The organism is Micromonospora sp. NPDC048843 (genome assembly GCF_040649965.1).
Classification (GTDB): domain Bacteria; phylum Actinomycetota; class Actinomycetes; order Mycobacteriales; family Micromonosporaceae; genus Micromonospora; species Micromonospora hortensis.
In genome coordinates this window covers 24,584-49,177 of sequence record NZ_JBEZGJ010000024.1, presented here as the reverse complement: position 1 = coordinate 49,177, position 24,594 = coordinate 24,584, and the positions used below count along the sequence as shown (strand labels likewise).

General features: G+C 71.0%; 23 protein-coding genes and 1 pseudogene. 17 read left to right on the top strand and 7 right to left on the bottom strand.

From position 1 onward, the window contains the following. Nucleotides 1-87 precede the first annotated feature (87 nt). From AB0C20_RS08815 to AB0C20_RS08800, 4 genes are all read left to right on the top strand, one after another. On the top strand, nucleotides 88-489 hold the full coding sequence (locus AB0C20_RS08815; RefSeq protein ID WP_112582884.1) for an AraC family transcriptional regulator: 402 nt from the start codon (nucleotides 88-90) through the stop codon (nucleotides 487-489). A 35-nt stretch (nucleotides 490-524) separates the two neighbouring features. After that, a complete protein-coding gene (locus tag AB0C20_RS08810) occupies nucleotides 525-944 on the top strand; it encodes a VOC family protein (RefSeq protein ID WP_088952055.1) in 420 nt (139 codons plus the stop codon). Nucleotides 945-953: 9 nt separating this feature from the next. Further along, nucleotides 954-1,625, top strand: coding sequence for a DUF998 domain-containing protein (locus AB0C20_RS08805; protein ID WP_357183583.1), 672 nt, complete (start codon nucleotides 954-956; stop codon nucleotides 1,623-1,625). A gap of 67 nt (nucleotides 1,626-1,692) precedes the next feature. Next, on the top strand, nucleotides 1,693-2,337 hold the full coding sequence (locus AB0C20_RS08800; protein ID WP_357567663.1) for a histidine phosphatase family protein: 645 nt from the start codon (nucleotides 1,693-1,695) through the stop codon (nucleotides 2,335-2,337). On the opposite strand, the gene AB0C20_RS08795 is transcribed toward AB0C20_RS08800, so the two are convergent. Continuing rightward, nucleotides 2,325-2,879, bottom strand: coding sequence for a hypothetical protein (locus AB0C20_RS08795; protein ID WP_357183588.1), 555 nt, complete (start codon nucleotides 2,877-2,879; stop codon nucleotides 2,325-2,327). The genes AB0C20_RS08800 and AB0C20_RS08795 overlap by 13 nt on opposite strands. 151 nt (nucleotides 2,880-3,030) lie before the next feature. On the opposite strand from AB0C20_RS08795, the gene AB0C20_RS08790 reads away from it, so the two are divergent. From AB0C20_RS08790 to AB0C20_RS08775, 4 genes are all read left to right on the top strand, one after another. Further along, on the top strand, nucleotides 3,031-5,424 hold the full coding sequence (locus AB0C20_RS08790; protein WP_357183591.1) for a M4 family metallopeptidase: 2,394 nt from the start codon (nucleotides 3,031-3,033) through the stop codon (nucleotides 5,422-5,424). A 225-nt stretch (nucleotides 5,425-5,649) separates the two neighbouring features. Continuing rightward, a complete protein-coding gene (locus AB0C20_RS08785) occupies nucleotides 5,650-6,417 on the top strand; it encodes an enoyl-CoA hydratase/isomerase family protein (protein ID WP_357567667.1) in 768 nt (255 codons plus the stop codon). 60 nt (nucleotides 6,418-6,477) lie between these two features. Further along, complete coding sequence (locus AB0C20_RS08780; protein WP_357183595.1) at nucleotides 6,478-7,068, top strand: hypothetical protein; 591 nt, start codon at nucleotides 6,478-6,480, stop codon at nucleotides 7,066-7,068. 78 nt (nucleotides 7,069-7,146) lie between these two features. Next, a complete protein-coding gene (locus AB0C20_RS08775; protein ID WP_357567662.1) occupies nucleotides 7,147-8,775 on the top strand; it encodes a serine/threonine-protein kinase in 1,629 nt (542 codons plus the stop codon). Between the two features lie 70 nt (nucleotides 8,776-8,845). Here AB0C20_RS08775 and AB0C20_RS08770 read toward each other — a convergent pair whose 3' ends face one another. From AB0C20_RS08770 to AB0C20_RS08755, 4 genes are all read right to left on the bottom strand, one after another. Beyond that, on the bottom strand, nucleotides 8,846-9,289 hold the full coding sequence (locus tag AB0C20_RS08770) for an HNH endonuclease (RefSeq protein ID WP_238683052.1): 444 nt from the start codon (nucleotides 9,287-9,289) through the stop codon (nucleotides 8,846-8,848). A 211-nt stretch (nucleotides 9,290-9,500) separates the two neighbouring features. Further along, entirely contained in the window at nucleotides 9,501-10,709 is a 1,209-nt protein-coding gene (locus AB0C20_RS08765) for a hypothetical protein (protein ID WP_266304295.1), read from the bottom strand. A gap of 67 nt (nucleotides 10,710-10,776) precedes the next feature. Continuing rightward, nucleotides 10,777-12,324, bottom strand: a complete 1,548-nt coding sequence (locus AB0C20_RS08760) for an FAD-dependent oxidoreductase (RefSeq protein ID WP_357567661.1) — start codon at nucleotides 12,322-12,324, stop codon at nucleotides 10,777-10,779. Nucleotides 12,325-12,348: 24 nt separating this feature from the next. Continuing rightward, nucleotides 12,349-12,837, bottom strand: a complete 489-nt coding sequence (locus AB0C20_RS08755; protein WP_357183605.1) for an MSMEG_6728 family protein — start codon at nucleotides 12,835-12,837, stop codon at nucleotides 12,349-12,351. 95 nt (nucleotides 12,838-12,932) lie between these two features. Here AB0C20_RS08755 and AB0C20_RS08750 point away from each other — a divergent pair, with 95 nt between their 5' ends. The 9 genes from AB0C20_RS08750 to AB0C20_RS08710 all read left to right on the top strand — a co-directional run bounded on the left by AB0C20_RS08750 (nucleotide 12,933) and on the right by AB0C20_RS08710 (nucleotide 22,726). Then, nucleotides 12,933-14,903 (top strand): NAD-binding protein, encoded by a 1,971-nt coding sequence (locus tag AB0C20_RS08750; protein ID WP_357567660.1) that lies wholly within the window; start codon nucleotides 12,933-12,935, stop codon nucleotides 14,901-14,903. A 147-nt stretch (nucleotides 14,904-15,050) separates the two neighbouring features. Further along, nucleotides 15,051-15,797 (top strand): tetratricopeptide repeat protein, encoded by a 747-nt coding sequence (locus AB0C20_RS08745; protein WP_357183611.1) that lies wholly within the window; start codon nucleotides 15,051-15,053, stop codon nucleotides 15,795-15,797. Further along, nucleotides 15,781-16,425: a DUF416 family protein gene (locus AB0C20_RS08740; RefSeq protein ID WP_357567659.1), complete on the top strand. Its 645-nt coding sequence runs from the start codon at nucleotides 15,781-15,783 to the stop codon at nucleotides 16,423-16,425. The genes AB0C20_RS08745 and AB0C20_RS08740 overlap by 17 nt, the downstream gene beginning before the upstream one ends. Before the next feature lie 60 nt (nucleotides 16,426-16,485). Further along, a complete protein-coding gene (locus AB0C20_RS08735; protein ID WP_357183616.1) occupies nucleotides 16,486-16,755 on the top strand; it encodes a hypothetical protein in 270 nt (89 codons plus the stop codon). A 44-nt stretch (nucleotides 16,756-16,799) separates the two neighbouring features. Beyond that, entirely contained in the window at nucleotides 16,800-17,111 is a 312-nt protein-coding gene (locus AB0C20_RS08730; RefSeq protein WP_357183619.1) for a hypothetical protein, read from the top strand. A gap of 190 nt (nucleotides 17,112-17,301) precedes the next feature. Next, nucleotides 17,302-20,154, top strand: coding sequence for a BTAD domain-containing putative transcriptional regulator (locus AB0C20_RS08725; RefSeq protein WP_357183622.1), 2,853 nt, complete (start codon nucleotides 17,302-17,304; stop codon nucleotides 20,152-20,154). A gap of 30 nt (nucleotides 20,155-20,184) precedes the next feature. Next, nucleotides 20,185-21,174, top strand: coding sequence for an ATP-binding cassette domain-containing protein (locus tag AB0C20_RS08720; RefSeq protein ID WP_357183626.1), 990 nt, complete (start codon nucleotides 20,185-20,187; stop codon nucleotides 21,172-21,174). Beyond that, nucleotides 21,171-21,956 carry an ABC transporter permease gene (locus tag AB0C20_RS08715; RefSeq protein WP_357183629.1) on the top strand — a complete coding sequence of 262 codons (786 nt, stop codon included), beginning with the start codon at nucleotides 21,171-21,173 and terminating at the stop codon, nucleotides 21,954-21,956. The genes AB0C20_RS08720 and AB0C20_RS08715 overlap by 4 nt, the downstream gene beginning before the upstream one ends. Before the next feature lie 65 nt (nucleotides 21,957-22,021). After that, complete coding sequence (locus tag AB0C20_RS08710; RefSeq protein ID WP_357567658.1) at nucleotides 22,022-22,726, top strand: SMI1/KNR4 family protein; 705 nt, start codon at nucleotides 22,022-22,024, stop codon at nucleotides 22,724-22,726. A gap of 28 nt (nucleotides 22,727-22,754) precedes the next feature. Here AB0C20_RS08710 and AB0C20_RS08705 read toward each other — a convergent pair. Then, nucleotides 22,755-23,730 (bottom strand): annotated as a pseudogene (locus AB0C20_RS08705) (APC family permease). A 10-nt stretch (nucleotides 23,731-23,740) separates the two neighbouring features. Beyond that, nucleotides 23,741-24,478 carry a phosphatase PAP2 family protein gene (locus AB0C20_RS08700; protein ID WP_357183923.1) on the bottom strand — a complete coding sequence of 246 codons (738 nt, stop codon included), beginning with the start codon at nucleotides 24,476-24,478 and terminating at the stop codon, nucleotides 23,741-23,743. Nucleotides 24,479-24,594 lie beyond the last annotated feature (116 nt).

Genomic DNA, 24,594 nt, shown 5'->3' with positions numbered 1-24,594 from the left:
GGAACACACGGAGACGCCACCCGAGCGGACGGCAGAGCGCCCGGCGGTAGCCTGGGGCCGGAGCAGCGCGGAGCGGGGCGGGGGCCGATGAGTCGGGCGGTGGAGGAGTCGAACCGGGCGATGCTGCGCGCCCGGGACGCGATGGACCGGGCGTACGCCGAGCCTCTGGACATCCCCGCGCTGGCCCGGATCGCGCACGTCTCGCAGGCGCACTTCATCCGCACCTTCCGGGCCACCTTCGGTGAGACCCCGCACCGCTACCTGCAACGCCGCCGGGTGGAGCGGGCGATGTCGTTGCTGGTGGAGACCGACCGGGACGTGACGGACATCTGCTACGCCGTCGGCTTCGGCAGCCTGGGCACGTTCAGTCGGACGTTCCGGCAGATCGTCGGCGAGTCGCCCTCGGATTTCCGGCGTCAGCGCGTCGCGCCGGCCAACGTGCCGTCGTGCTTCACCAAAGCCTGGACCCGACCCAGCAGTTTTGGATAAGCCGCAGGTCAGGGTCTACCTCTAGCGTCATGGGCATGACGATGAACGCGATCAGCCGCTCCCAGATCTACGTCCTGGACCAGGACGCCGCGCTTGACTTCTACGTCAACAAGCTCGGCATGGAGGTCAACACCGACCAGGACCTCGGCTTCATGCGGTGGCTCACTGTCAACCTGCCCGGCGACCCGGAGCGCGAGATCCTGTTGGAAAAGCCCGGCCCGCCCGCGCTGGACCCGGCCACCGCCGAGCAGGTCCGGGAGCTGCTCACCAAGGGTGCCCTCGGCGGGTACCTCTTCATGACCACTGACGACGCCCGCAAGACGCACGAGGATCTTGTGGCGAAGGGCGTCGAGATCACCGACGAGCCGACCGAGCGCCCGTACGGGATCGACTTCGGCATCCGGGACCCGTTCGGCAATCGGATCCGCATTGGCCAGATGTTCCCCCGGGCGTAGGGGCGGGCGATGAGCCAGGCTGCGGCGTTTCCCGTGGTACGACCGACCGCCGTCGGTCGGGACCGCCTGCTGTTGATCGGCGGGGTGCTCGCCGGCCCGATCTTCGTCGGCTCGGCGATCGTGCAGGCGGCGACCCGGGACGGCTTCGACTTTCGTCGCCACCCGGTCAGCGTGCTGAGCACCGGCGAGCTGGGCTGGATCCAGATCGTCACGTTCCTGGCCACCGGGGTGCTCTGCGCGCTGGCCGCCCAAACGCTGCGCCGCCGTACCAGCGAAGGCGGCGGATCGGTCTGGCTGCCCCGGCTGCTCGCGCTGTACGGCCTGGGCCTGGTCGGGGCGGCGATCTTCAGCGCCGACCCGGCCGATGGGTTCCCGGCCGGTACGCCCCGGGGCGCCGGTGAGATCAGTTGGCAGGGTGGTCTGCACTTCCTGGTGGCGGCGGTCGCCTTCGTGTCGCTGATCGTGGCGACGGTGGTGGCAGCCCGTCGGGCCGCACGGCAGGGGGCGCGCGGTCGAGCCGCGTACAGCCTGGTGACCGGGATGTTCTTCGCGGCGGCCTGGGTGACGCTGATGGTCCGGCCGGCACCGGCCGTGATGGTGGCGTTCGGCCTGGCGGTGACGGCCGGCTGGCTGTGGGTGTCGGTCGCGTTCGCGAGGGCGGCGTCCGGGCGGGCCGACTGAGCCGACGGCCGCAGGACCGGGAGGTGCGGGTCGAACTCGTACCTCCCGGTGTGTTGAGGTGAGCGTCATGGGGACCCGGTTGCTGTACCTGACCCGACACGCCGAGCAGGATCTCTCCGAGTCGAGTGGGCCGGATGCCGGCGAACCGGATACCGGCCTGTCGGAGCGCGGCCGGCGGCAGGCAACCCTGCTGGGTGAACGCCTACGGGCCCGGCGGTTCGCCGCCGTCCACCACGGGCCGCTGCGCCGGGCCGCGCAGACCGCCGAGCTGGTCGCCAAGTCGCTGCCCGACGTTCCGGTGTACGAGACGGAGCTGGCCGGCGACCACCTCCCACACGACACGGATCCGGCTGGCCTGCCGCCGGCGTACGCCGAATTCCTGACGCAGTTCTCGACGGCCGAGCGGGTCGACGGGCCGCGAGTGACGGCGGACGCGGTACGACGGTTCGCCGGCCCGGTCGCCGAGGGGCCCGCCGACGGTGAACCGGTCCGCGAGCTGGTCGTGACGCACAGCTTCCTCATCGCCTGGCTGGTGCGGCACGCCCTCGACGCGCCGGAGCGGCGGTGGCTGGGCGTGAACACGCACAACGCGGGGCTGACAGTCATCCGGTACAGCGCGGCTGGCCCGCCGAATCTGGTCGCCGTCAACGACGTGGCCCACCTGCCGCCGGAGCTGCGGGGCACCGGCCTACCCCCGGACTATCTGGTGTGAGTGCCGGTGGCCCGTAGCAGCAGCTTGACCACGTCCTGCGTGGCCGGCGGCGGGGGCCCCTCGGCCGGGCAGTCGGCGTACCCGGTCTCGATAGCGCCGACGGTGACCCGGTAGGTGAACACGTCCGCACAGTTGGTCGGGCTTGTCGTCCGGCGCGCCTCGGCGGCCAGTCGGGGGTCGGCGGCCAGAGCTGTCAGGCGGCCGAGGTCGGCGGGGCTGAGCCGACCAAACCGCCGGCTGCCGGCCCGGTCCACGGCGGTCCACTGACCGTCCGGCTCGACGGTCACCACGTCACCGCGCCCGGCGAAGCCGCCGGAGCTTCGCAGCATCACCCGGGTGGCCGCGCCGCTGGCCTGGGGGACGGTGCTGGGGGCGGTGGTCGGAAGCAGGGTGCCGGTCGGGCCGGGAGCGGTGGTGACCGGGGGCTGGCTCGGGGTGGTGGTGGGGGCGCGTTCGGCGCTGGTGCAGCCGGTCAGGAGGACGACCAGTAGCGCGATGGCGACGCCGGTTGTCGAGGTGGGTCTCATGGTCGTCGGACGCATCGACGGCGGCGTCGGTTCCCTTGTCAAGAGCCTCACCCGAACGGCCATTGTCGATGTCTGGAAGCGGTCCGAGGCGCCCTTCCTCCCTCCTGGTAGCTGAATGTACATGCGTGACTACCCCCGTCACACTCTTCTCCTTCCAGGAGGGCACGTGAAACGAGCTCCTGCCGCCGTCAGCGCACTGCTGCTCACCAGCGGCCTGCTGGCCTGCGTCGTCACCCCGGCGCACGCGGCTCCCCCCACCGCTCCCTCGCCGGACGCCTCCGCCGTGGCCCGAGCGGCAACCGTCCTACGGACGAACCCCGGCGCGGTCCAGGGTTCGAGCGCCGAGTCCTACCGGGTGCACAGCACCAAGCTGGATGCCAGCGGTGCCGCCCACACCCGCTACACCCGCACCTACCGGGGCCTGCGGGTGTACGGCGGTGACTTCGTCATCCACACCGCGCCGAACGGCACGTACGCCGGCAGTTCGGTCGGACTGGCCGCGCCGCTGACCCTCGCGACCTCGGCCAGGACCAGCGCGGCGGCCGCGAAGAAGGGCGCCAGCGCCCGGTTCGCCGGTACGGCCGAGGCGGTGGGCACGCCGGAGCTGTTCGTCGACGCCAGTTCCGGGCAGGGTCGGCTGGCGTGGGAAACGGTGGTCAGCGGGTGGCAGCCCGACGGGCAGACCCCGTCCCGGCTGCATGTCATAACCGATGCCACCACCGGTGCGGCGGTCGGCGCCTACGACGAGATCGAGTCGGTGACCGGCACTGGCAACAGCCTCTACTCGGCCACGGTCAGCATCGACACGACGCTCTCCGGCAGCACCTACCAGATGGTCGACCCCTCCCACGGCAACGGGTCGACGTGCGACATGAACAACGGCACGTCGAGCTGCACCACGTTCACCGACGCCGACAACACCTGGGGCACCGGGGCCACCTCGAACCGGCAGTCCGCCGGCGTGGACGCCCACTTCGGCGCCGCCAAGACGTTCGACTACTTCAAGAACACCCACGCCCGTAACGGCATCTTCGGCAATGGCACCGGCGTGCCGAGCCGGGTGCACTACGGCAACAACTACGTCAACGCCTTCTGGGACGGTTCGCGGATGACGTACGGCGACGGCTCGGGCAACGCCCGCCCGCTGGTCGCGCTCGACGTGGCAGCCCACGAGATGAGCCACGGCGTGACCGAGAACGTGGTCCCCGGCGGTCTTACCTACTCCGGTGAGGCCGGCGGCCTGAACGAGGCGACCAGCGACATCTTCGGCAACATGGTCGAGTTCTACGCCAACACCTCGGCCGACCCGGGCGACTACCAGGTCGGCGAGAAGATCAACATCAATGGCAACGGTACGCCCCTGCGCTACATGTACAACCCGTCGCTGGACGGCGGGTCCGACAGTTGCTGGTCGAGCAGCACGAAGAACAAGGACGTGCACTACTCGTCCGGCGTGGCCAACCACTTCTACTTCAACCTCGCCGAGGGCACCGGCGCCACCGCGTACGGCACCTCACCGGTCTGCGGTTCCGCCCCCGCCGTCACTGGCATCGGCCGGGCCAAGGCCGAGAAGATCTGGTTCCGGGCGTTGGACGTCTACTTCACCTCCAACACGTCGTACGTCAACACCGGCAACCCGGCGAACACCGCCCGTGCCTACAGCCTGCGGGCGGCCACCGACCTGCACGGCAGCTGCTCCACCGAGTACAGGGCAGTGCAGGCCGCCTGGACCGCGGTGAACGTCGCCGGCAACGACGCGCCCTGCTCGACCGGCAACGACTTCTCCGTGGCGCTGTCGCCGACCGCCGGCTCGGTGAACCCGGGCAGCTCGGTCTCCACCACCGTGTCGACCGCCACCACCAGCGGCTCGGCGCAGACGGTGACCTTCTCCGCGTCCGGCCTGCCCAGCGGGGCGAGCGCCGCGTTCAGCCCCGCTTCGGTGAGCTCGGGCGGCTCGTCCACAGTCACCATCAGCACCTCGGCGAGCACACCGCCGGGCACCTACTCGGTCACTGTCAACGGCGCGGGATCGGTCACCCGCAGCGCCACCTACCGGCTCACCGTGAACGGCACCGGCGGCGGCTGCACCGCGCCGGGGCAGAAGCTTGCCAACCCGGGCTTCGAGTCCGGTACGACCGGCTGGTCCGCCAGCTCCGGCGTGATCACCAGCGCCAGCAGCCAGCCGGCCCGTACCGGGACGTACAAGGCATGGCTGAGTGGCTACGGCAGCAGCCACACCGACACGCTCGCCCAGTCGGTGAGCCTGCCGAGCGGCTGCTCGTCGTACACGGTCAGCTTCTGGTTGCACATCGACTCGGCCGAGACCACCACCAGCGTCGCGTACGACACGCTGCGCGTGCAGGTGCTGAACTCGGGCGGAACGGTGCTGGCCACCCTGGCGACCTACTCGAACCTGAACAAGGCCACCGGTTACAGCCAGAAGTCGTTCTCGCTGGCGGCCTACGCCGGCCAGACCGTCAACCTGAAGTTCACCGGCACCGAGGACTCCTCACTGCAGACGTCCTTCGTGGTCGACGACACCGCGGTCACCGTCTCCTGACCTGACCTCACCTGACGGCCCGGCGGCCACCCCTCACTGTGGTCGCCGGTCCGGTTTCCTGGCAATCTTGGACAGTTTCCGTTAGCGCATGACGGAAACTGTCCAAGATTGCTTGGCAGTCCGCGTGACCTGACCCCTCGCCGCGCCGTTATGGTCGCCGCACGCGTGCATGGCGTCGGCTCGCCAGATCGGCGCCGTCGGGCGGTGGCGCGGGAAAGGGCGGACGTGTCGGACGCGGAGTTGACAGTCGAGGTGACCGGGCCGGTCGCGACTGTGGTGATCCACAACCCGGCTCGGCGCAACGCGATGACCGCCGCCATGTGGCGTCAGCTTCCCGAACTGCTCGACCGGCTGGAGCCCGACCCCGACGTACGGGCGTTGGTGCTCACCGGCGCCGGCGACGCCTTCTGCGCGGGCGCCGACCTCGGTGACCTGGCGGAGTTGCTGGACGCCGGTGACGCCAGCATCGCGGTGGCCGCGGAGGACCGGCTGGCCCGGTTCGCCAAGCCGACGATCGCGGCCATCCGGGGTGCCTGCGTCGGCGGTGGGGCCCAACTCGCTGTCGCCTGCGATCTGCGGATCGCCGCCGACGACACCCGTTTCGGCGTACCGCCGGCCCGGCTCGGGCTGGTCTATCCGGCGCCGACGACGCGCCGGCTGGCCCGGCTGGTCGGCCCGTCCGCCGCCAAGCTCCTGCTGTTCACCGCCGAGCTGATCGACGCCGAGCGCGCCCTGCGGATCGGCCTGGTCGACGAGGTGCTGCCGGCCGACCGGCTCGCCGAACGGGTGGAGGAACTGACCGCGACGATCGCCCAGCGGTCTCCGCTGAGCATCGCCGCCGCGAAGGAGATCATCGACGAGCGGGCCGAGGCCGCGCGGATCGCCTGGTGGCACCGAAAGGTGACGAGCACCGGCGAGGCCCGGGAGGGGGTCGCGGCGATCGCCGAACGCCGGCAGCCCCGCTTCGCCTGGCGGCCACCGACCGACCACTGACCGCGTTTCAGTCCGACGCGTCGATGGGTAATGCCGGTCCACCACTGGTGATCGGGGGCCATGATGCACACGGGGACCACCAGCCCGACAGGCATCGAGCAGGGGCGACGCCGGCATCGGTGGCTGCTTCCCGTTGCCCTGTCATCCGTCATGGCCGGCGCGCTCGCGGTCGGTGTCGTGATCGGTGGTCAGGACACCGGCATCTTCGACGGTGAAGCGCCGCGCTGGGCCAGCGACCTCGGACGTGTTCTGGTGTTTCTCGGAGTCATCGTCGAGGTGGCCGCTCTCGTCTGGGTCGTACGCACCGGGCGCTACCGAGCGGCACGGCAGTCTCCGTTGCTGACCTTGAGTTGGTCGCACCGTCGGCGGCTGACGAGGCAGGTCCGACGCGGCACACCCGAGACCGACGAAGACCCGGCCCTCCTCGTGGCGACCGCCCGACAGTTCGCCGGCCAGCGCTGGTTTGTGGTGCTGGCCGCCGGGTTGGCGATGACGAGCGTTGGTCAGGCATTCGTGGGGTTCGCGCCGTTCTTCGCGGTGATCGGCGGGTTGCTGCTGGTGATCTGGGCGGTGCTGATCGTGTCGGTCTTCCGGAACGCCCACCGGGGTGAGGCCTTTCTGCGGGACCACCCGGATCTGAGCGGACGCTAGCTGCAAGCCGGTCCCACTCATCGTGAGAGTTCGATCCCGGGTGCCCGGATCTCAGGCCGGTACGGCAGGCTGTCCGTCGTGCAGCGTGATCAGTTGCTCGCGGGCCGCTACCGGCTCCTGGAGCGCCTCGGCAGTGGCGGCATGTCGGTGGTGCATCGGGCGTACGACGAGGTGCTCGAACGGGACGTGGCGGTGAAGGTGCTCGTCGCCTCGGACACCAACGCCCGACAGCGGATCCGAGGCGAGGCCAAGGCCGCGGCCCGGCTCTCGCATCCTCACGTCACGAGCGTCTACGACTACGGCGAGTCGGCGCTGGACGGAGTCCAGGTTCCGTTCGTGGTGATGGAGTTGCTCGGCGGTCACACCCTCGAACACCGGTTGGTGGTCGGGCCGTTGCCGCCGCGCGCCGGTCTGCGGGTGTGCGCCGAGGTGGCCTCGGCCCTCACCGCCGCGCACGAGCAGGGGTTGGTGCACCGCGACATCAAGCCGGGCAACGTGATGCTCACGCCGACCGGCGCGAAGGTGCTCGACTTCGGCATCGCGGCAGCCGCCGGCGCGTCGGAGATCGACTTCGAGGGCCGGCTGCTGGGCACACCGGCGTACCTGGCGCCGGAGCGGTTGCAGGCCGGCGAGGTGCTGCCGGCCAGCGACGTGTACGCCCTCGGCCTGCTGCTGTACCGGGTGCTCACCGGCCGGTTGCCGTGGCCCGCCGAGGCGCAGACCGGGATGCTCCGCGCGCACACGCACGTCGAGCCGGACCCGCTGCCCCCGATCGACCGTGTGCCGCCGGAGGTGCACCGGCTCTACCGCTGGTGCCTGGCCGGCGACCCGGCCGACCGGCCGTCGGCCGCCGATGCGGCCCGCATATTGCTCGCCGCCGCCAGCGGGACGGCCCCCGAGGCGGCTGCCGTTGTCGCTGCCTCGGCGGCAGATGTCGCCGAGCCGACCGGCCCCGAGTCGACCGGTGCCACCACCAGGGCCACGCCAGCCGGCACCGCATCGACCGGCACCGCATCGACCGGCACCGGGTCAACCGGCACCGGGTCAACCGGCACCGGGTCAACCGGGGCCGGGAAGACCGGCACCGCGCAGAGCGGCGATTCGGCGGCGCGGACGAGGCGCCGGCCGTGGCGTCGGGGGCGAGCCATTCTGACTGTCGGCGGAGCCGTGATCGCCGCGGTGGCGCTCGCCGGGTCGCTCGGTGACGTCAGCAATCGTCGACAGGGACAGGGCGCCGCGCCAACCGGCAGCGGCCCGGGCACCACCACTGTGGGGATGCCCAGCACCGAGGAGCCGACCGGCGCGGCCGATGCCAGACCGTCCGCCGTACCGCCGACCAGGAACACCGCGCCCGCCACCCGGATCAGCCCCCCGTCCGGTCCGGGCGGGCCAGTGGTCCCGGGCCCGACGTCCGCCACTTCTGGCCCGACCTCGACCTCGACCCCGACCACTGCCGCGCCGACGCCCACCGCTGCCGTCGGTGTACCCGTCGACGCCCGTGGCGGGACGGTCACCGCTCGCTGCGTGGGGAAGTCGGTCGAGGTGCTCACTGTGGTGCTCGCGCCCGATTTCCGGGTCGAGGGGTACGACAGGGGGCCGGCCAAGCAGATCGTTGTCGAGCTGACCTCTGCGGAGCACCGCAGCGAGATCCGGGTGCACTGCCCCAGTGGTCAGCTGAAGTCGAGGGTCAAGGAACGCGCCGCCTGATCGGGGGCCGGCGGGTGCCGCGCCCGGGACGTACCCGGGACGCGGCCCCCCGTTCCCGCCGGCCGGTCCGTCACCGCCCGGCCAGCGCCGCCCAGCCCGGGTTACCCGGCTCCCGGCGCAGCGGCATGCCCGCCTCCGCCGGCGTCCGATCCCCCTTGCGCTGGTTGCAGGCGTAGCAGGCGGCGGTGGTGTTCCGCCAGGTGTTCCGGCCACCGCGCGAGCGGGGCAGGATGTGGTCGATGGTGGAGGCCGGGCCGCCGCAGTACGCGCAGCACCTGTCGTCGCGGCGCAGCACACCGGCGCGCGACCAGGCCGGCCCGGAGTTGAACCTCCACCGGGTGACCACGAAGCGGACCAGCCGCACCACCCGGGGCATCGGGAAGACCCCGATCACCCGGTCCGGCTCGGCCTCGTGGATCTCGGCCACCCGACGACAGAGCATGCGGACGGCGTGTTGGACGGTGACCCGGTGCAGCGGGCCGAGGTCGGCGTTGATGACGAGGACGGCGTCCACCGGGACTCCTTTCCAGAGGTGACGGACAGCAAGAAGCCGCCCGGTCCGGCTGTCGGACGGGGCGGCTCAGCGCGTACGGGTACGCGTCAGTCGGGCCGGCCCGCCCGGGGACCTTCCGCTCGGTAACCGTCGCCGGGCAGCGTCGACGGCACTGTGGTGACGTGCGACATCGTCATGAGCTGCTCCCGCGGTGGTGGTTGACCTTGCGCGCTCACGGTAGGTCGACGGGGGACACAGGAGCAACGTATTTCGATCGGCCGGGCTCGTCGGGACGCCGCTGGCGGCGGGTGCGGGGAGCCGCCTTGGCCGAGACCTGGGCTGTGGTCAGCGGTCGATTCAGCCGCAGCGCCATCCGAGCGGTGAGTTCGCTGTCCAGCAGCGGCCGGTTCACCTCACCGGCGACTGCTAGCGCGGGCCCGGATACCGACCGCCAGATCGCCGCCAGCCCGGCGCCGAGGCCTACCAGGGCCACTGTTGCCCTGGTGGTCGGTGAGCCGGCGGCCGCGGCGGCACTCACTCCGACGACCGCGAAGAGCACCAACAGCAGGGGTACGAGCACCGGCCAGAAGATGCCGCGCGCCGCCTGGGCCACCAGTCGGCGGTCCCGGATGATCAAGTTTCTGGCGACCACCGCGTAGTCCTCCTCGTCGAGCAGGTCGCGCGGGTGCAGGCCGCCGGTGAGCACGTCGCGCCAGAGGTCGCCCTGGCCGCGTAGCGCCCGGCTCAGGGTGGCGGGCGTCGGCTCGGTCGGGTCCCCGTGGCCGGCACGGTCGACAGCGCTCGCCCAGGCGGCCAGCGAGCGGCGCACCACCGCTGCCGAGTACGGCGGCAGCACGCTGGCCAACTCGTCCAGCCACCTGCTGATCTGGACCTGCCGGCCGCCGAACTGCCGCAGCAACTGCGTGACGTCGCCGGCTCGGACGGTGTCGGCCACCGAACGGCCCAGTCGGTAGGCCAGCCCGACCCGGTGGTTGGCGGCCATCGCCCAGCGCAGCACCTCCACGTTGAGGTCGTCGAGGGCGAGCAGCAGCGGCACCGGGTCGGCGGAGTCGGGCTGGCCCAGGTCGGGGAGCAGGGCTCTGGCGGCCGACGTGTCGGGTACCGGCCCGGTGTGCCGGGTGAGGTCGGCGATCTGAGCGAGGGCGACGTCCACCCCGTCGAGGTACATCCGCATCCGACGGTGGACGGACATCTCGGTGAGGTTGGAGAGTTTGGCCGGCGGTACGGCAGGGCGAGCCTCGACGAAGGCGCGGGGCTCCGCGTGCTGCCCGTGGTGGTAGGCGTCCGCCATCCACCATCCCAGCCGGAGCGCGGTGACGATGCACGCGCGCTCGTCGCGGATCAGCGGGTACGCGTCGTCGTGGCCGATCTCGTCGATCGGCGACTCGTTCTCCGCGCCGGCGCGGTGCAGTGGTGACATCTCCCGCTGCCCTCCCGCCCGGCCGATCGACGGTTGATCATTCGAGCGTACGGCAGCGTACGGTGGCTTATGTTGTGTTTTGTCGATTTGGCCTGCCGGCCAGCAGCCCACGCGGCCGGATCGAGCGCACCGGCTCGGCCGCGCCACCCTCGGCGCGCAGGATGTGGTTCGCGGCGATGATCCCGGTCGCGGCCGAGCGTTCCATCAACGCGCTCGGGAAGTCCGTGGCGATGCCGTCGCCGGCCAGGTAGAGGCCGTTCGCGTCGGTGCGTACCCCCGGACGCCACGCGTGGCTGCCCGGCGTGAACGCCGGCGCCTGCGCCTCCACCCGGGCCCGCAGCTCGCGGACCCGCAGGTCGCCCGCCTCCGGCCAGAGCGCGACCAGTTCGCGGCGCATCCGCTCGGCCAACTCCTCGGCCGGCACGCCGGGCTCGCAGGCGTACGCGTGCAGCTCGACGACCGACCCACCGGTCTGCTGCGCCCAGCGCCGCGGCTCGTTCTCCAGCCGGTGGTAGAGCGTCACCGAGTCCAGAGTGGGCTGGCGGGACACGCCGCTGAACACCGCCCGCTCGGCGGCCACGTCCCCGTCACACCAGTAGCGCGCCACCGCGTACGGCGGGCCGGGGACACCGAAGGCCGGCATCCGTGCCGCCAGCTCGGGTGCCTGCTCGGCCACGTCCGGGGAGGCCGCCACCAGCGCGGCGAGCGCCGGCGGGTCGACGGCGAGCACGACATGACAGGCCGGATGGCTGCCGCCGTCGGTGGTCGTCACCCGCCAGCCCTCGGCGTCGCGGTGCACCCCGGTGGCGGCGCAGTTGGTGAGGACCCGGCCGCCGTGCTTCTCCACGTGCCGGGTCAGCGGCTCCCAGATCGCCGTGGCGTAGTCCTCGTCGGGGCAGTCGAAGGCCAGACCCTCCGGGTTGCCGAGCAGATAGAAGTGGAACTGGGCGACCATCTCGGCGGCCGACATCTCCGCCTCGTGGTTGAAGAACGAGTGCGAGAAGACCTCGAACAGCATCGCCCGCGCCCGGTCCGGCAGTCGCAGCGACGCCAGCAGCTCGTCGGCGGTGCTGTCGTCCAGGTCGGCGTAGGTGCGCACCGGGTCGTAGCTGAGCAGCGGCAGCGCCGCGTCCCGGTCCATCAGCCGCAGGTCGGCCAGGCGCAGGCTGGGGCTGCGCAGCAGCAGCGCCAGCAGGTTCGCCGGCGGCGCGGGCGGCAACTTGCCGAACTCCTCGGTCGGCCACTGCTCGCTGAGAATCGGGTAGCCCGGAATCGGCTTGAGAAAGCCGAGGTCAGGATCGATCCGGCGGAGGATGGACCGCCAGTTGTAGTACTGCCGGAAGAACGCGTGGAAGCCGTGCTCGTTCTGCTGGTGGCCGTCGGCGAGCGCCTCCGGCCAGGCGCCCAGTCGACCGCCGAGGGTCGGTGCCGCCTCCAGCACCGTGACCGCCACACCCCGCTCGGCCAACACCACAGCCGCCGACATCCCGGCGATGCCGCCACCCACCACCAGCGCCGTCGTCGGTCGCGGCACCCGGTCGGCGCCACCGCCGCCCGGGTCCACCTGGTGCTGCCGTACGCCGATCAGCCGACCTACCACTTGCGACAGCGCCATGGGCCCAGTCTGCCCCACCTTGGATCAGTCGGCTGGCAAGCAACGGCGGGGACGGTCGGAGGCTGGCCAGACGTACTCCAGATCCTCCGGCACGTCGTCGCCGAACAGCGGGCGGTAGTGCGTCGGGTCCTTGCGCAGCAGCGACGAGCGGTGACTCAGGTGCAGGTCGTCGCGGCCCAGCCACGGTGGCAGCTCACCGGCTCGGGCCAGCTCGTCCTGGGTCCGTACGACGCCGGCACCGCAGGCTGCGGCGAGGTCGACGGTCATCGTGGTGGCGCAGGTGTCGGCCCGCCCCGGTTCGGTCCAGACCGCGCACATGTCCAGCCCGTAGCGGACGAGCGCCTCCTCGTACCCGGCCCACATCTTCACCGCCGGGTGGTTGCGCCAGCCGTACCCGGGTCGGGTGAGTCCACGCAGCACCTGAATGGCTTCCACCCGCTGCTTGCCGAGCCGCTTCTGGTCCAGCGTGCGGGCGCTGGCCAGAAAGCCCGGGTACGGGAGGAACGTCTGCATGTCGCTGCTCTACCCGTCGCCGGGGCGGACATACCTGGTCGCGGGATGATCCGGACGGGGTCGCCCACCGTGGCCGTGCTGATTACGATCCGGGCATGGCGGAGCCGTGGCGGGACCGGGCGCGACGGGCGGTCGAGTGGAACTGGCGGCTGCGGTCCGTCGGTGATCCGCGCCCGCACTACGTGATCTGTGGCAAGGACGCGCTCGCCTACTACGTGGCCCGGGCGATGCTCGAATCCGAGCTGCCGACGGGTGGGGCCCGGGTGACAGTCGTGGTGCCGGAGCGTTACCGCAGCAACGGGCCGGACGTGGCCGGGCTGCGCGGCGTCCGAGTGGTCCGCTCGGACCGGCTGGACGTGACCACCTTCGAGGCCGCCGGTCTGGCCGGCGCGACCGGGCTGGCCCTGTTGCACCAGGACGACGTGGGCAACCTGCACGCCGCGCTCTGCGCCCAGGCTGTCGACCAGCGGGTCCGCCAGGTGCTGAGGATGTTCAACGGCACCCTCGCCGACGGCGTGCGCAAGCTGCTCAAGGCCCCGGTCGAGGTGCTCTCCGACGCTGAGATGGCCGCGCCGGCGTTCGTGGCCGCCGCGCTGAACGAGGTCGACCCGAGTTCCTTCCAACACCGGGACAAGACGCTGCGGGTGGCGCGTCGGGCCGACGTCCGACCGCAGGACGTGGTCTGCGCGTTGGCGCACCTCAGCGAGGCGCAGGGGGTGGAGCTGCTGCCGGCCGAGCAGGCTGGCGCCGACCTGGTGCTCGCCGAGGCGACCGGTCAACCACCGGGCACCGAGGTCGCCGCCCGCCGGTTGGTCCGGGCACGTCGGCGCCGTCGTCCGGTCGCTGTGGTGATGGGGGCGGTACGTGGCTTCGCCACCCGCAAGATCGGCATTGCGGTGATGGCGGTGCTCGCGCTGATCGCGGTGCTGGGGGCGCTGATCTCCCGGGCCGAGGACGTCTCTCCGCTGGAGGCGCTGTACCTGACGCTGGTCACCACGCTCAGCGGCGCCGACCCGGACACCACGAAGGCAGCGGACGCCCAGATCATGCAGGTGGTGCTCAACCTGGCCGGGTTGGCGCTCATCCCACTGATCACCGCCGTCGTGGTGGACGGCATCGTCAACGCCCGGCTGGCCCTGCACACCGGCCGCCTGCAACCCCCGCGAGTCGGGCACGTGGTGGTGATCGGCCTGGGCAACGTCGGCACCCGGGTGATGGCGCAGCTACGCGAGTACGACGTCGAGGTGGTGGCGATCGACAAGGATCCGGAGCCGCGCGGCGCCGCCCTGGCCCGCCAACTGGAGGTGCCGCTGATCGTCGGCGACGCCGCGTTGCCGGAGACACTCGTCGCCGCTTCGGTTGCCGACTGCCAGGCGCTGGTGGTGGCGTCCACCGACGACGTGGCCAACCTGGAGGCGGCGCTCGCTGCCCGCGACCTCCGCGCCGACCTGCGCGTGGTGCTTCGGCTCTTCGACGGTGACTTCGCCGAACGGGTGGAGGAGACCTTCGCGCTCGGCGTGTCCCGCTCGGTCTCCTACCTGGCCGCCCCGGCCTTCATCGGGGCGCTCACCGAACGCGCCGTGATCACCACCATCCCCGTCGACCGGCACGCGTTGCCGGTCGCCGAGGTTCCGGTCGCCGCCGGCTCCGAGCTGGACGGCCGACCCCTCGACGTGGTCAACAGGGACGGGCAGGTCCGGCTGATCGCCCGCACCCCGGCGGGCGGCGCCAAGACCATTTGGTGGAAGGACCTCGACCCCCGGCAGGTGATCTTCGCCGGCGACCGGCTGACAGTCGTCGCCCGGCGGCGCGGGTTGGACTGGCTGACGCGGCAGTGCGCACCGCCGGCCCATCCGGGTCCGGTCCCCCGGCCGGCCGGGGCGGTGCACGGCGGGGTTCGCACCCCAGCGGCGGCGTCTCCCACGGTGCCGGGCCAGACGGACTCGGGGGGCGGCGCGGCACACCCCGTTGCCCCCGCCGGGGGCGCTTCCCCGACAATCGCAGGCGGCCCACCGAACGACTCCGAGCTGACCCGCCGACGTGACGAGACGGGTGAGGTGAGCTGACACCACCCGGCGCAGCCGCTGCGCCATCCACCGGGTGAGGGAAGAAGGGCAGCGTCCTCTTGGTCGAAGCGCTAGTGGGTGGCCGCAGTGACAGGTGACCCTGCACGCGTCCCAAACCTCTCGCACCACCACCAGGATCCGGTCGAGGTGGCGGACTCGTTCCTCAAATCTGCTGCCGCAGGCGATGGTTCGGCTATCGCCGAGCTGCTTGGCCTATGCCCTGTGCTCAAGGCGCAGGCTGACGTTGGAAACACTCGTGCACGTACGATGTTGGGCGTCATTTTCATGTTGTATGTCGACGCTCCGGAGGAGACTGTCGACTTCCTCGGTCAGTCCGCCGCCGAGGGCGACGTGGTTGCTCAGCGGACTCTGGCGTACCTGCTGGAGCGAGGGCAGGGAGTCGCCGTTGACAAGAAAAGGGCGATGCGGCTCTATCGTGCGGCAGCCGAGGGTGGAGACGCGATAGCTGCCTTCAACCTTGGCCTGCACTACGCCAGCGGCGAAGTCCTCGCGGCCGACATCCCTAACGCCGTGCGGTGGTTGAGGGTCGCAGCGAAGGCGGAAGTCAGTGAGTCGTACCCGTTGCTGGGAAACCATCTGGCTGCTCTTGACCTTGATGAAGAAGCGCTTGAGTGGTACCTGGTTGGCGCCGACGCGGGTCAATCCAACTGCATGTTCGTCGTGGGTAGTTGGTACCGGGACGGCATTGGGACGAGCGTAGATCTGGTACAGAGTCTGCGTTGGTTCATTGCGATGCTCAACGAGGGCAGCGGCGACGGAGTGCACGAGGCGCATCAGTTCGTCTCACGGATGACCCCCGGAGAGGTTCGAGAGGCTGCTCGCCTGGCAGGCCGACCATTCGACGCGGAGGTGTTCCTTGGGCAAGGAAACTGAGCCCACCTGCCGTCCTGTAGCTGAAGCAGCGTCTAGCGAGAACTTCGACGGTCAGCGGCTACGCACGGTTCTTGCCACGCTCGAACCGTGGCAGCGTGTTGCGTTCGCGGTCAGTTGCGTCGAGGTTCTGGTGCCCTCATATGTCAGGTTCAGCGAGCCGGACCAGGTCGGTGACGCACACCTCGTGCGGGCCAGCGTCGATGCCGTCTGGTCGGCCTTGGCAGGTCACCAGCCGGCCGTTCACTATCCCGAGTTGCCCTCGCCGGACGCGGTGAAGGAGCTGCTGCCCGCGGAGGATGACTGGAATGACTGGGCACCTCAGGCGGAGGATGCCGTCGCGTCGCTCGTCTACCTGCTCGAGCTGGTAGACAGCGATGACGTCACCGACGCCGTCTACACAGCCGAGCGGGCATACGCGGCGGTCGACGAGTTCTCGGCTCGGGAGCAGGACCTTGAGGTGCTCGACGCCGATGACCGTGAGGCTCTGCTTGGGTCGCCGTCAGTCCAGGATGAGCTGCGGCGGCAGGCGGAGGCTCTCACAATTCTCGGAGACTCGGCCGCCGACCGGTCGGCCGTCGCTGAGCTTCGCGCCGCTGCTCGACGAAATCCGGTCGGTGGTGTGCTGTAGACATCCCTGCCGCTCATCAAACCCTGATGGCCGCGTGCGGAGGGCCGGGAATGATTGGCCGTGGAACAGGTGGAGCGGCGTTGGCGACGCCTGGTGCACGAGCGTGGGTTGACGAGCGACGATGGCACCCTGCTAATCAGTCTCACAGGGCAAAGGGATGACAGGGGTTGGGTGGCGGTGCGGATGCCAGACGAGCCGTTGGCGCTCGACGCGCTCGGTCCGAATCCTGGCGAGCCGGAGTTTGTGGCGATGTCGCTGGCCGGCGATGTCGTATGCGGGGTAACGGCAGAGGAGTACGAGTTGTGGGTGGTATGCGCACGCCTTGATTGAGCGGGGGCCGTTCAGGTAACAGTGCGACGCGGACGGGAGTAGGAATGCCAGCGCTGAGCGAACACGTGAATGTCTACACGACGGCAATCGCAGTCCTCGAACAAAAGGGGTTCTCGGTTTGGTACGACAGAGAGACCGATTCCGTTTGTGCTCAGCGGGATGGCTGGGACTTCTGGGCAGACAATCCGGTCTCCCTGCTCGGCCTGGCGGCGATATTCGAATACAAGAATCCAAGCGAGTACACAAGCCGTTGGTGGGAGACTGAGGGCAGCATTCGCTACCCGAACGTTCCCGAGACTGCACCCGAGTACACCCCGGCCTACGGTGGACTGCGACACGAAAGCGAGCGCCAATAGAGCCTGCGCGGGGCACCGAAAGTGCGATACCGCCCATGATTCCGTGAGTTCGCCGACGCGGGGTGCAGGACTTCGGTCGGGATTTGGACGATCGGCTCGCGGACCGCCGCGTGCGGCGGTGACCCCTCCGACCGCAAGCTCGGAGGATCGGTCAGCCGGAACCGGCCGGAGCTGAGCGACAATCGACGGCATGCGTTTCCGCATCCTGGGGCCGACCCAGGTGGTACTGGCCGACGGGCGAGAGGTCCCCGTGGGCGGTCCGCGGCTGCGCGCCCTGCTGGCGCTCCTCCTGCTCGACGCGGGCCGGGTGGTCTCCGCGGAGCGCCTGATCGACGGCCTGTACGGGGAGCATCCGCCCCGAGGTGCGGCCAACGCGCTCCAGTCCCAGGTGTCGCGGCTGCGCCAGGCCCTGCCCGCCGGGCACGACCCGGTCGAGTTTCACCCGGCCGGGTATCGCCTGGTTGTGGACCCTGACGACGTCGACGCGTACCGGTTTGAACGGCTCGCCGGGGCGGGGCGCCGCGCGCTCGTCGACGGCGACTGGCCCCGGGCGGCGACGGTGTTGCGCGAGGCGCTGGAGTTGTGGCGTGGTCCCGCCCTGGCCGATGCCATCGGCGCAGCCGGCGCGCCCGCGCAGGCGGCCCGGCTGGACGAACTGCGGTTGGCCGCCATCGAGGATCGGGTCGAGGCGGACCTGGCGTTGGGCGCACAGAGCGCGCTGATCGCGGAGTTGCGGGAGTTGGTCGTCGCGCATCCCCTGCGGGAGCGCTCGCGGGGCCAGCTCATGCGTGCCCTGGCGGCACTGGGTCGGCCGGCGGAGGCGCTGGCCGAGTTCGAGGAGGCCCGGCACACGCTGGCCGAGCAACTCGGCGTCGACCCGTCGGCGGAGTTGGCCGCGGTCCACCTGGCGGTGCTGCGCGGTGAGGAACGCCTGTCGGCCGAACCGGTGCTGCCGAGTCAACTCACCACCTTCGTCGGACGCGAGGAGGAACTCAAACGCGTCGGCGACCTGCTCGTCGAGCGCCGGCTCGTCACCCTCACCGGCCCCGGGGGCGCGGGCAAGACACGCCTGGCGATCGAGGCCGCGGGCCGGGTCGACGGGGAGGTCCGTTTCGTCGAGCTGGCCGGCCTGGCCGACGGTTCGGACGTTCCGCAGGCGGTGCTGAGCGCGCTCGGCCTGCGCGACGCGGGCCTGCGTGCCCCGGCCGAGCCGGGCTGGCAGACCACCGACCGGTTGGTCGAGGCGCTCGCCGAGCGGCGACTGCTGCTGGTGCTCGACAACTGCGAGCACGTCCTCGTCGAGGCGGCCCGGCTGGCGGCCCGGCTGCTGAGCGCGTGCCCGGCGTTGCGCGTCCTGGCCACCAGTCGGGAGCCGCTCGGGCTGGCCGGTGAGGCGCTGTGCCCGCTGTCCGGGCTCACAGTGCCACCGCTCGGAGCGTCCGCGCTGGACGCCGACGACTACGCGGCGGTCGGCCTCTTCGCCCAACGGGCCGCCGACGTCGCGCCCGACTTCACCGTCACGCCGGCCAACGTCGAGATGGTGCTACGGATCTGCCGCAGCCTGGACGGCCTCCCGCTGGCGATCGAGTTGGCCGCCGCGCGGCTGCGGGCGTTGTCCGTCGCCGAGGTGGCAGCCCGTCTCGACGACCGGTTCCGGCTGTTGTCGACGGGCAACCGGGCCGTGTCGCCGCGACACCGCACCCTCCGGGCGGTGGTCGAGTGGAGTTGGGATCTGCTCGACGACGCCGAACGGGAAGTGGCCCGACGGCTGACCGTCTTCGCCGGTGGGGCCACGCTGGAGGCGGCCGAGCGGGTCTGCGGCCTGCCCACCGCCGAGTTCGTCGACGCGCTCACCGGTCTGGTCGACAAGTCCTTCGTGGAGATGGCCGGCGGCAGGTACCGGATGCTCGAAACGGTGCGGGCCTTCTGCGCCGAGCGTCTCGCCGAGGCCGGCGAAGCGGACCACCTGCGTCGCGCGCACACCGCGTACTTCCTGGAATTCGCCTGGACCGCCAGCGACCACCTCCGCTGCGCGGAGCAGCTGCACTGGCTGCGACGGCTCGACGCGGAGCGGGACAACCTCCATGCGGCGTTACGGCGGGCCACCGCCGCCGGTGACACATCCGACGCGGCCGGGCTGGTCGCGGCCCTGTCGTTCTACTGGTGGCTGCGCGGCATGCGCGGAGAAGGGGCGCGGCTCGCCACCGACGTCCTCGATTTGCTCGGCGCCGAAGCGCCACCGGGGCTGAGCGAGGAGTTCGCCCTCTGCGTCTACAACGCCTCGCTCGCCGGCTCCGGCCCTTTGCCGTCCCTCGGGACGCAGCGGGCCGTGATCCGCAGCCTCGGCCGGGCGCCCCGACAACCGTTCCTGCTGTACCTGTCAGGGATCTCGACCGGGCCGCCGTCCGGCGGCGCCGAGGATGTCGACGAGCTGATGGGGGAGCTGCGACGGCTGGTCGGCCCGGACCCGTGGATCAACGCGCTCGGCGCGATGGGCAGCGGCTCGGCGCTGATGTGGAGCGACCAATGGGACCGGGCCGAGGCCGCGCTGGCCACCGCGCTCGACGGCTTCCGCGGCACCGGGGACCGGTGGGGCACCATGATCACCCTCGGAGCCCTGGGTGAACTGGCCGCCTGGCAGGGCGATCCGGAGACGGCGGGCGCGCACATGGACGAGGCCATGGGACTGGTCGAGGCGCTCGGGTCGGCCGTCGACCAGGCCGACATGCTGCGTACCCGGGGAGAGATAAGGCTGCGCGCCGGTGACCTCGCGGCGGCGCACGACGACTTCGCCGCTGCGCTGCTGCTCGCGCAGCGCAGCGGCGCGCCCGAGTTCGTGGCCAGCGCCCGGCTCGGTCTCGCCCAGGTGGCCCGGGTGCGGGGGGACCTGGCCGCCGCGAGGCTGTTCTGCGAGGAGGCGTTGGCCGGCGGGCTCACCGGCTGGTACGTCGGCGAGGCCGCCCGTGCGGAGATCATTCTCGTCCTGAAGGAGATCACCGAGGCGGAGAAGGCCGGTGCGCCGCCGTCAGCGGGCGGTGCGTGACCGGTCAGCGCCCGGCCGCACCGTGGGGGCATGACGACATTCGAGGTGGTCGCCGAGGGTCTGGGCAAGCGGTACGGCCCGACCCGCGCGCTCGACACGTTCGACCTGACCGTGCCGCCCGGCACGGTCCACGGACTGCTGGGACCGAACGGCGCGGGCAAGACGACGGCCGTCCGGATCCTCACCACGCTGCTGCGCTTCGACACGGGAAGGGCCACAGTGGCCGGCTACGACGTGCGTCGGCGGCCGGACGAGGTGCGCGCCCGGATCGGGCTGACCGGGCAGTACGCCGCGGTCGACGAGATCCTCAGCGGCCGGCAGAACCTGGAGCTGTTCGGCCGGTTGTTCCGGCTCGGCCGACGGGAGGCCCGCCGGCGCGCCGATGAGCTGCTGGAACGGTTCGGGCTCGACGAGGCGGCGAGTCGGTCCGCCGGTGAGTACTCGGGTGGGATGCGTCGCCGGTTGGACCTCGCCGCCAGCCTGATCCGTACGCCGCGGGTGCTGTTCCTGGACGAGCCGACGACCGGCCTGGACCCGCGCAGCCGCAACCAGGTGTGGGACCTGGTCCGCGGTCTCGTGGCGGACGGGACGACTGTGCTGCTCACCACGCAGTACCTGGAGGAGGCCGATCAGCTCGCCGACCGGATCTCGGTGATCGACGCCGGCCGGGTGGTGGCGGAGGGCTCACCGGACGAGCTGAAGGCGATGACCGGCGGAGACCGGATCGAGGTGGTGGTCCGCGACGCGGCCGAGCTGAGCCAGGCGGCCCGCCTCGTCGCGCCGATCTGCGGTGCGGAGCCCGAACTCGACAGGGAGGTCCGACGGCTCAGCGTGCCGGTGCTCGATCGCGTCGCCGGCCTGGTCGACGTGGTTCGCGCGCTGGACGACGCCGGGATCGCTGTCGAGGACATCGGTCTGCGACGCGCGACGTTGGACGAGGCGTTTCTGCACCTGACCGGGCACCGGCCGGACGACACCCGCGAGCCCGTCGGGGCCGGACGAACTGGGGAGATGGCATGACCACTGCGATCGCCGACGGCTGGACGATGACCAGGCGGAACATGACCCACGTGGTCCGCGCGCCGGAGGAGTTGATCCTCTACTTCTCGCTGCCGATCATGTTCGTGCTGGTCTTCGGGTACGTGTTCGGCAGCGGCATGCAGGTGGCGGGTGGCGGTGACTACCGCGAGTTCCTGCTACCCGGGGTCTTCGTGATGACGATGCTCTACGGGCTGGGGGCCACCGCGACCGGCGTGGCGCTGGACCTCAGCCGGGGTGTGGTCGACAGGTTCCGGTCGATGCCGATGGCACGGTCCGCCCTGATGACCGGTCGCAGCGCCGCCGACCTGCTGCGCGCCCTGCTGGAGATGTCCACCCTCCTGGTGTGCGGCCTGCTCGTCGGGTGGCAGTGGCGACAGGGTGTCGGCAAGGCGATGCTCGCCGTCGGTCTCCTCCTGCTGCTGCGAATCGCGATCACCTGGGTCGGGATCTACCTGGCGTTGCTGGTCCGCAACCCGGACACGGTCGGCGTGATCGTCTTTCCGGCGGCGTTCCCGTTGAGCGCGATCTCCAACGTCTTCGTGTCGCCCGAGCTGATGCCTCCGGTCATCGGAACGATCTCGGAGTGGAACCCGCTGTCGGCCACCGTCGCGGCGATCCGCGAACTGTTCGGCAACCCGGGCCTGGGTGGTGACTCCTGGCCGGCGGAGCACGCGATGCTGTTGGCGGTGCTGTGGCCGGTGCTGCTGATCGCGACGTTCGCTCCACTGGCCGTACGTCGCTACCGGCGGCTGAGCCGTTGACATCCTGCGGGCTGATGCTGAATACGTGAGCAGTGTGTATATTCCGTGCTGTGGTCAGGGGTGCGATGAGCGAAGGTGAAGTTCTCCGGCGTCTGCGCGAATTGGAGATTGCAGACGTGGGAGAGGCTCTGGACGATTCTGACCGGACGGAGAGGCTCCTGGCGGGGCTGCCGAGCGTCTATGCAGCAGCTCTTCGCATCGCGAACGGATTCACAGTGCACAGCGGCATGAACCGCGTCTTCGGGGTTCGTGAGGACCGGCATATGGATCTCCGGGCCTGGAACCAGGTGGAGGGGTGGCGATTCGCCTGGGGTGAAAAGGCGGATCCCTCCTTCCTTATGTTTGGCGAGACGGCGTTCGGAGACCAGTACGCGCTGCGGTGGACCGGCAGCTCCTACGAGGATGTCGTCTACCTCCTCGACGTGAATCTTCTGAGCGTGCGTCCCATCTTCGATTCCTTCGCGCACTTCCTGGATCAGGAGATCGCGCAGAATGCGATAAGCCCTTCTCATTCGACGGCACTCGCTTGTGTCGAAAAATTCGGCCGCGTGCCCTTCAATGAGAACGTTGTCGTTACGCCTTCTCTTCTGTTGGGTGGGTACGAGGACGTTTCGAATATGGTGAAGATCGACAGCTATGCCGCGATGATTTATGGGGGCGACATCTACACAGCGGTGGTGTCGGCGCCCGACGAGGTGGCTGTTGTGGGAGTGGAGCCCTGGGTTGATGACATCGGTCGGCCAAGGCTGCGCGTCGTGTTCGCGGACTGAGGCCGCTTCCCCTGCGAGAAGGGGCAACTCAAGGTCGTGAGGTGCGGGCGGCGTGCCAGACAGCGCCGAGCGCCAGCACACCGAAGCCGGCGAGAACGCTGCCGAGTGGCAGGTTGACCGCCAGCAGCAGACAACCGAAGAGCCCCAAACAGGCGAGCGCCCGGACCGGCAAGCGTCGGTCCGGGTCGCGACCCAGTGTGAGTGCCGCCGCGTTGGTGATCGCGTAATAGACGAGCACCGTGCAGCTGGAGAAGCCGATCGCGTCGCGTACGTCGCCGAGCAGCACCACCACGATGACCACGGCGGCGACCGCCAGTTCGGCGCGGTGTGGCACCTGGTGCACGGGGTGCACGGTGGCCAGCGCACCGGGCAGGTCACGGCGGCGGGCCATCGCGAGGGTGGTCCGGCCGACCCCGGCTACCAGGGACAGCAGCACCCCGACGACGGCGACGGTGGCACCGGCGCGGACCACCCACGCCAGGCCGGGCAGCCCGGCGGCGGTCACCACGTCGACCAGGGGCGCTGCGGAATCGGCCAGCCGGTCGGCGCCGAGCACGCCGACTGTGACCACGGCCAGCACCAGGTAGATCACGAGCACCGCACCGAGCGCCAGCGGCACCGCGCGGGGGATGGGCGCCGACGGCGACCAGCCGGGCCTGCCCCGGCCACAGGTACGCCCCGACGGTCAACGCCATCGCCGCGCAGCTCGCCGTCTTGCCGACCACGAACCCCCAGCCGGCCAGGAACCCGGCGAACGGCCCGAGGCGCTCCCGGCCGTAGACGTAGGTGCCGCCGGACTCCGGGTAACGGGCCGCCAGCCGCGCCGAGCTGGTCGCGTCGCAGAAGGCGACGAAACCGGCCAGCGCCAGCGCGGGCAGCAGGCCGGCGCCGCCGGCCGCCGCAGCGGCCGGCCCGAAGACCACGAAAACGCCCGCACCCAGCATCGAGCCCAGCCCGATGACAACCGCATCGGGTACGCCCAGCCGCCGCGCCAGTTGATCCACGAACCAGAACCTAGGGGTACGAGGTGAACTGCCGATCCCACTCGCGTAACCGGCCGGGGAGCGGCACGCCGTCCCAGGGTGCCCGGTGCAGCAGCCGGTCCAGGAGCAGGCCCAGCAGAAGCCCGGCCACCGAGTCGGTCAGCCAGTGCCAGCCGAGGTAGGTGGTGGTGGTGAGGACGACCAGCGGCGGCACGACGCGGATCACTGTGACGAGCCGGGTCGGCAGGTGGCGGCCGAAGCTGCGGGCCAGCGGGACGAGCAGTAGCGCGATGACCCCGTACCAGACGATCGCGTTGGCGACGTGCCCCGACGGGTAGGACTGCGCGAACCGCACCGGCAGGTCGTCGTGGAACAGCGGCAGGGTCTGCTCGGGCGTCAGGAACGGCTCCTTGACGCTGGCGCTCGGTGCCGCCCGCGCGGTCCATATCTTGAGTGGGCCGATCGTCAGGTTGGTCAGCGCGAACGCGACCACCGGAGGCAGGATCGGCCGCACCGACCGCAGCCGGACGGCCAGCAGCACGCCCAGCCCGGCGGCGATCAACGTCAGCGGAGTGCCCTGCCCGAGGAAGTTCAGCACCCGGGCGACCCAGTACGCGGCGGCCGGCCGGTGTCCGTCCGCCCAGTCGGCGACCGCCCGGTCCAATCCGAAGAGCTGGTCGGCGGCGAGCGCCACCGTCAACCCGGCCAGACCGACAAGCAGGAGCGCGTCGAACCACCAGCCGGCCGGGCGGACGGGCCGTAGCCGCAGGTCACGTCGTACCGCTGTGGGTTTGAGCACGCGACCACGCTACCGGCCCGGCGCCAGGCCGGGGTGTGCGGCGCTGTGGGCCCAACCACGATCAGGGGCGGATGCGGGGGGCGACC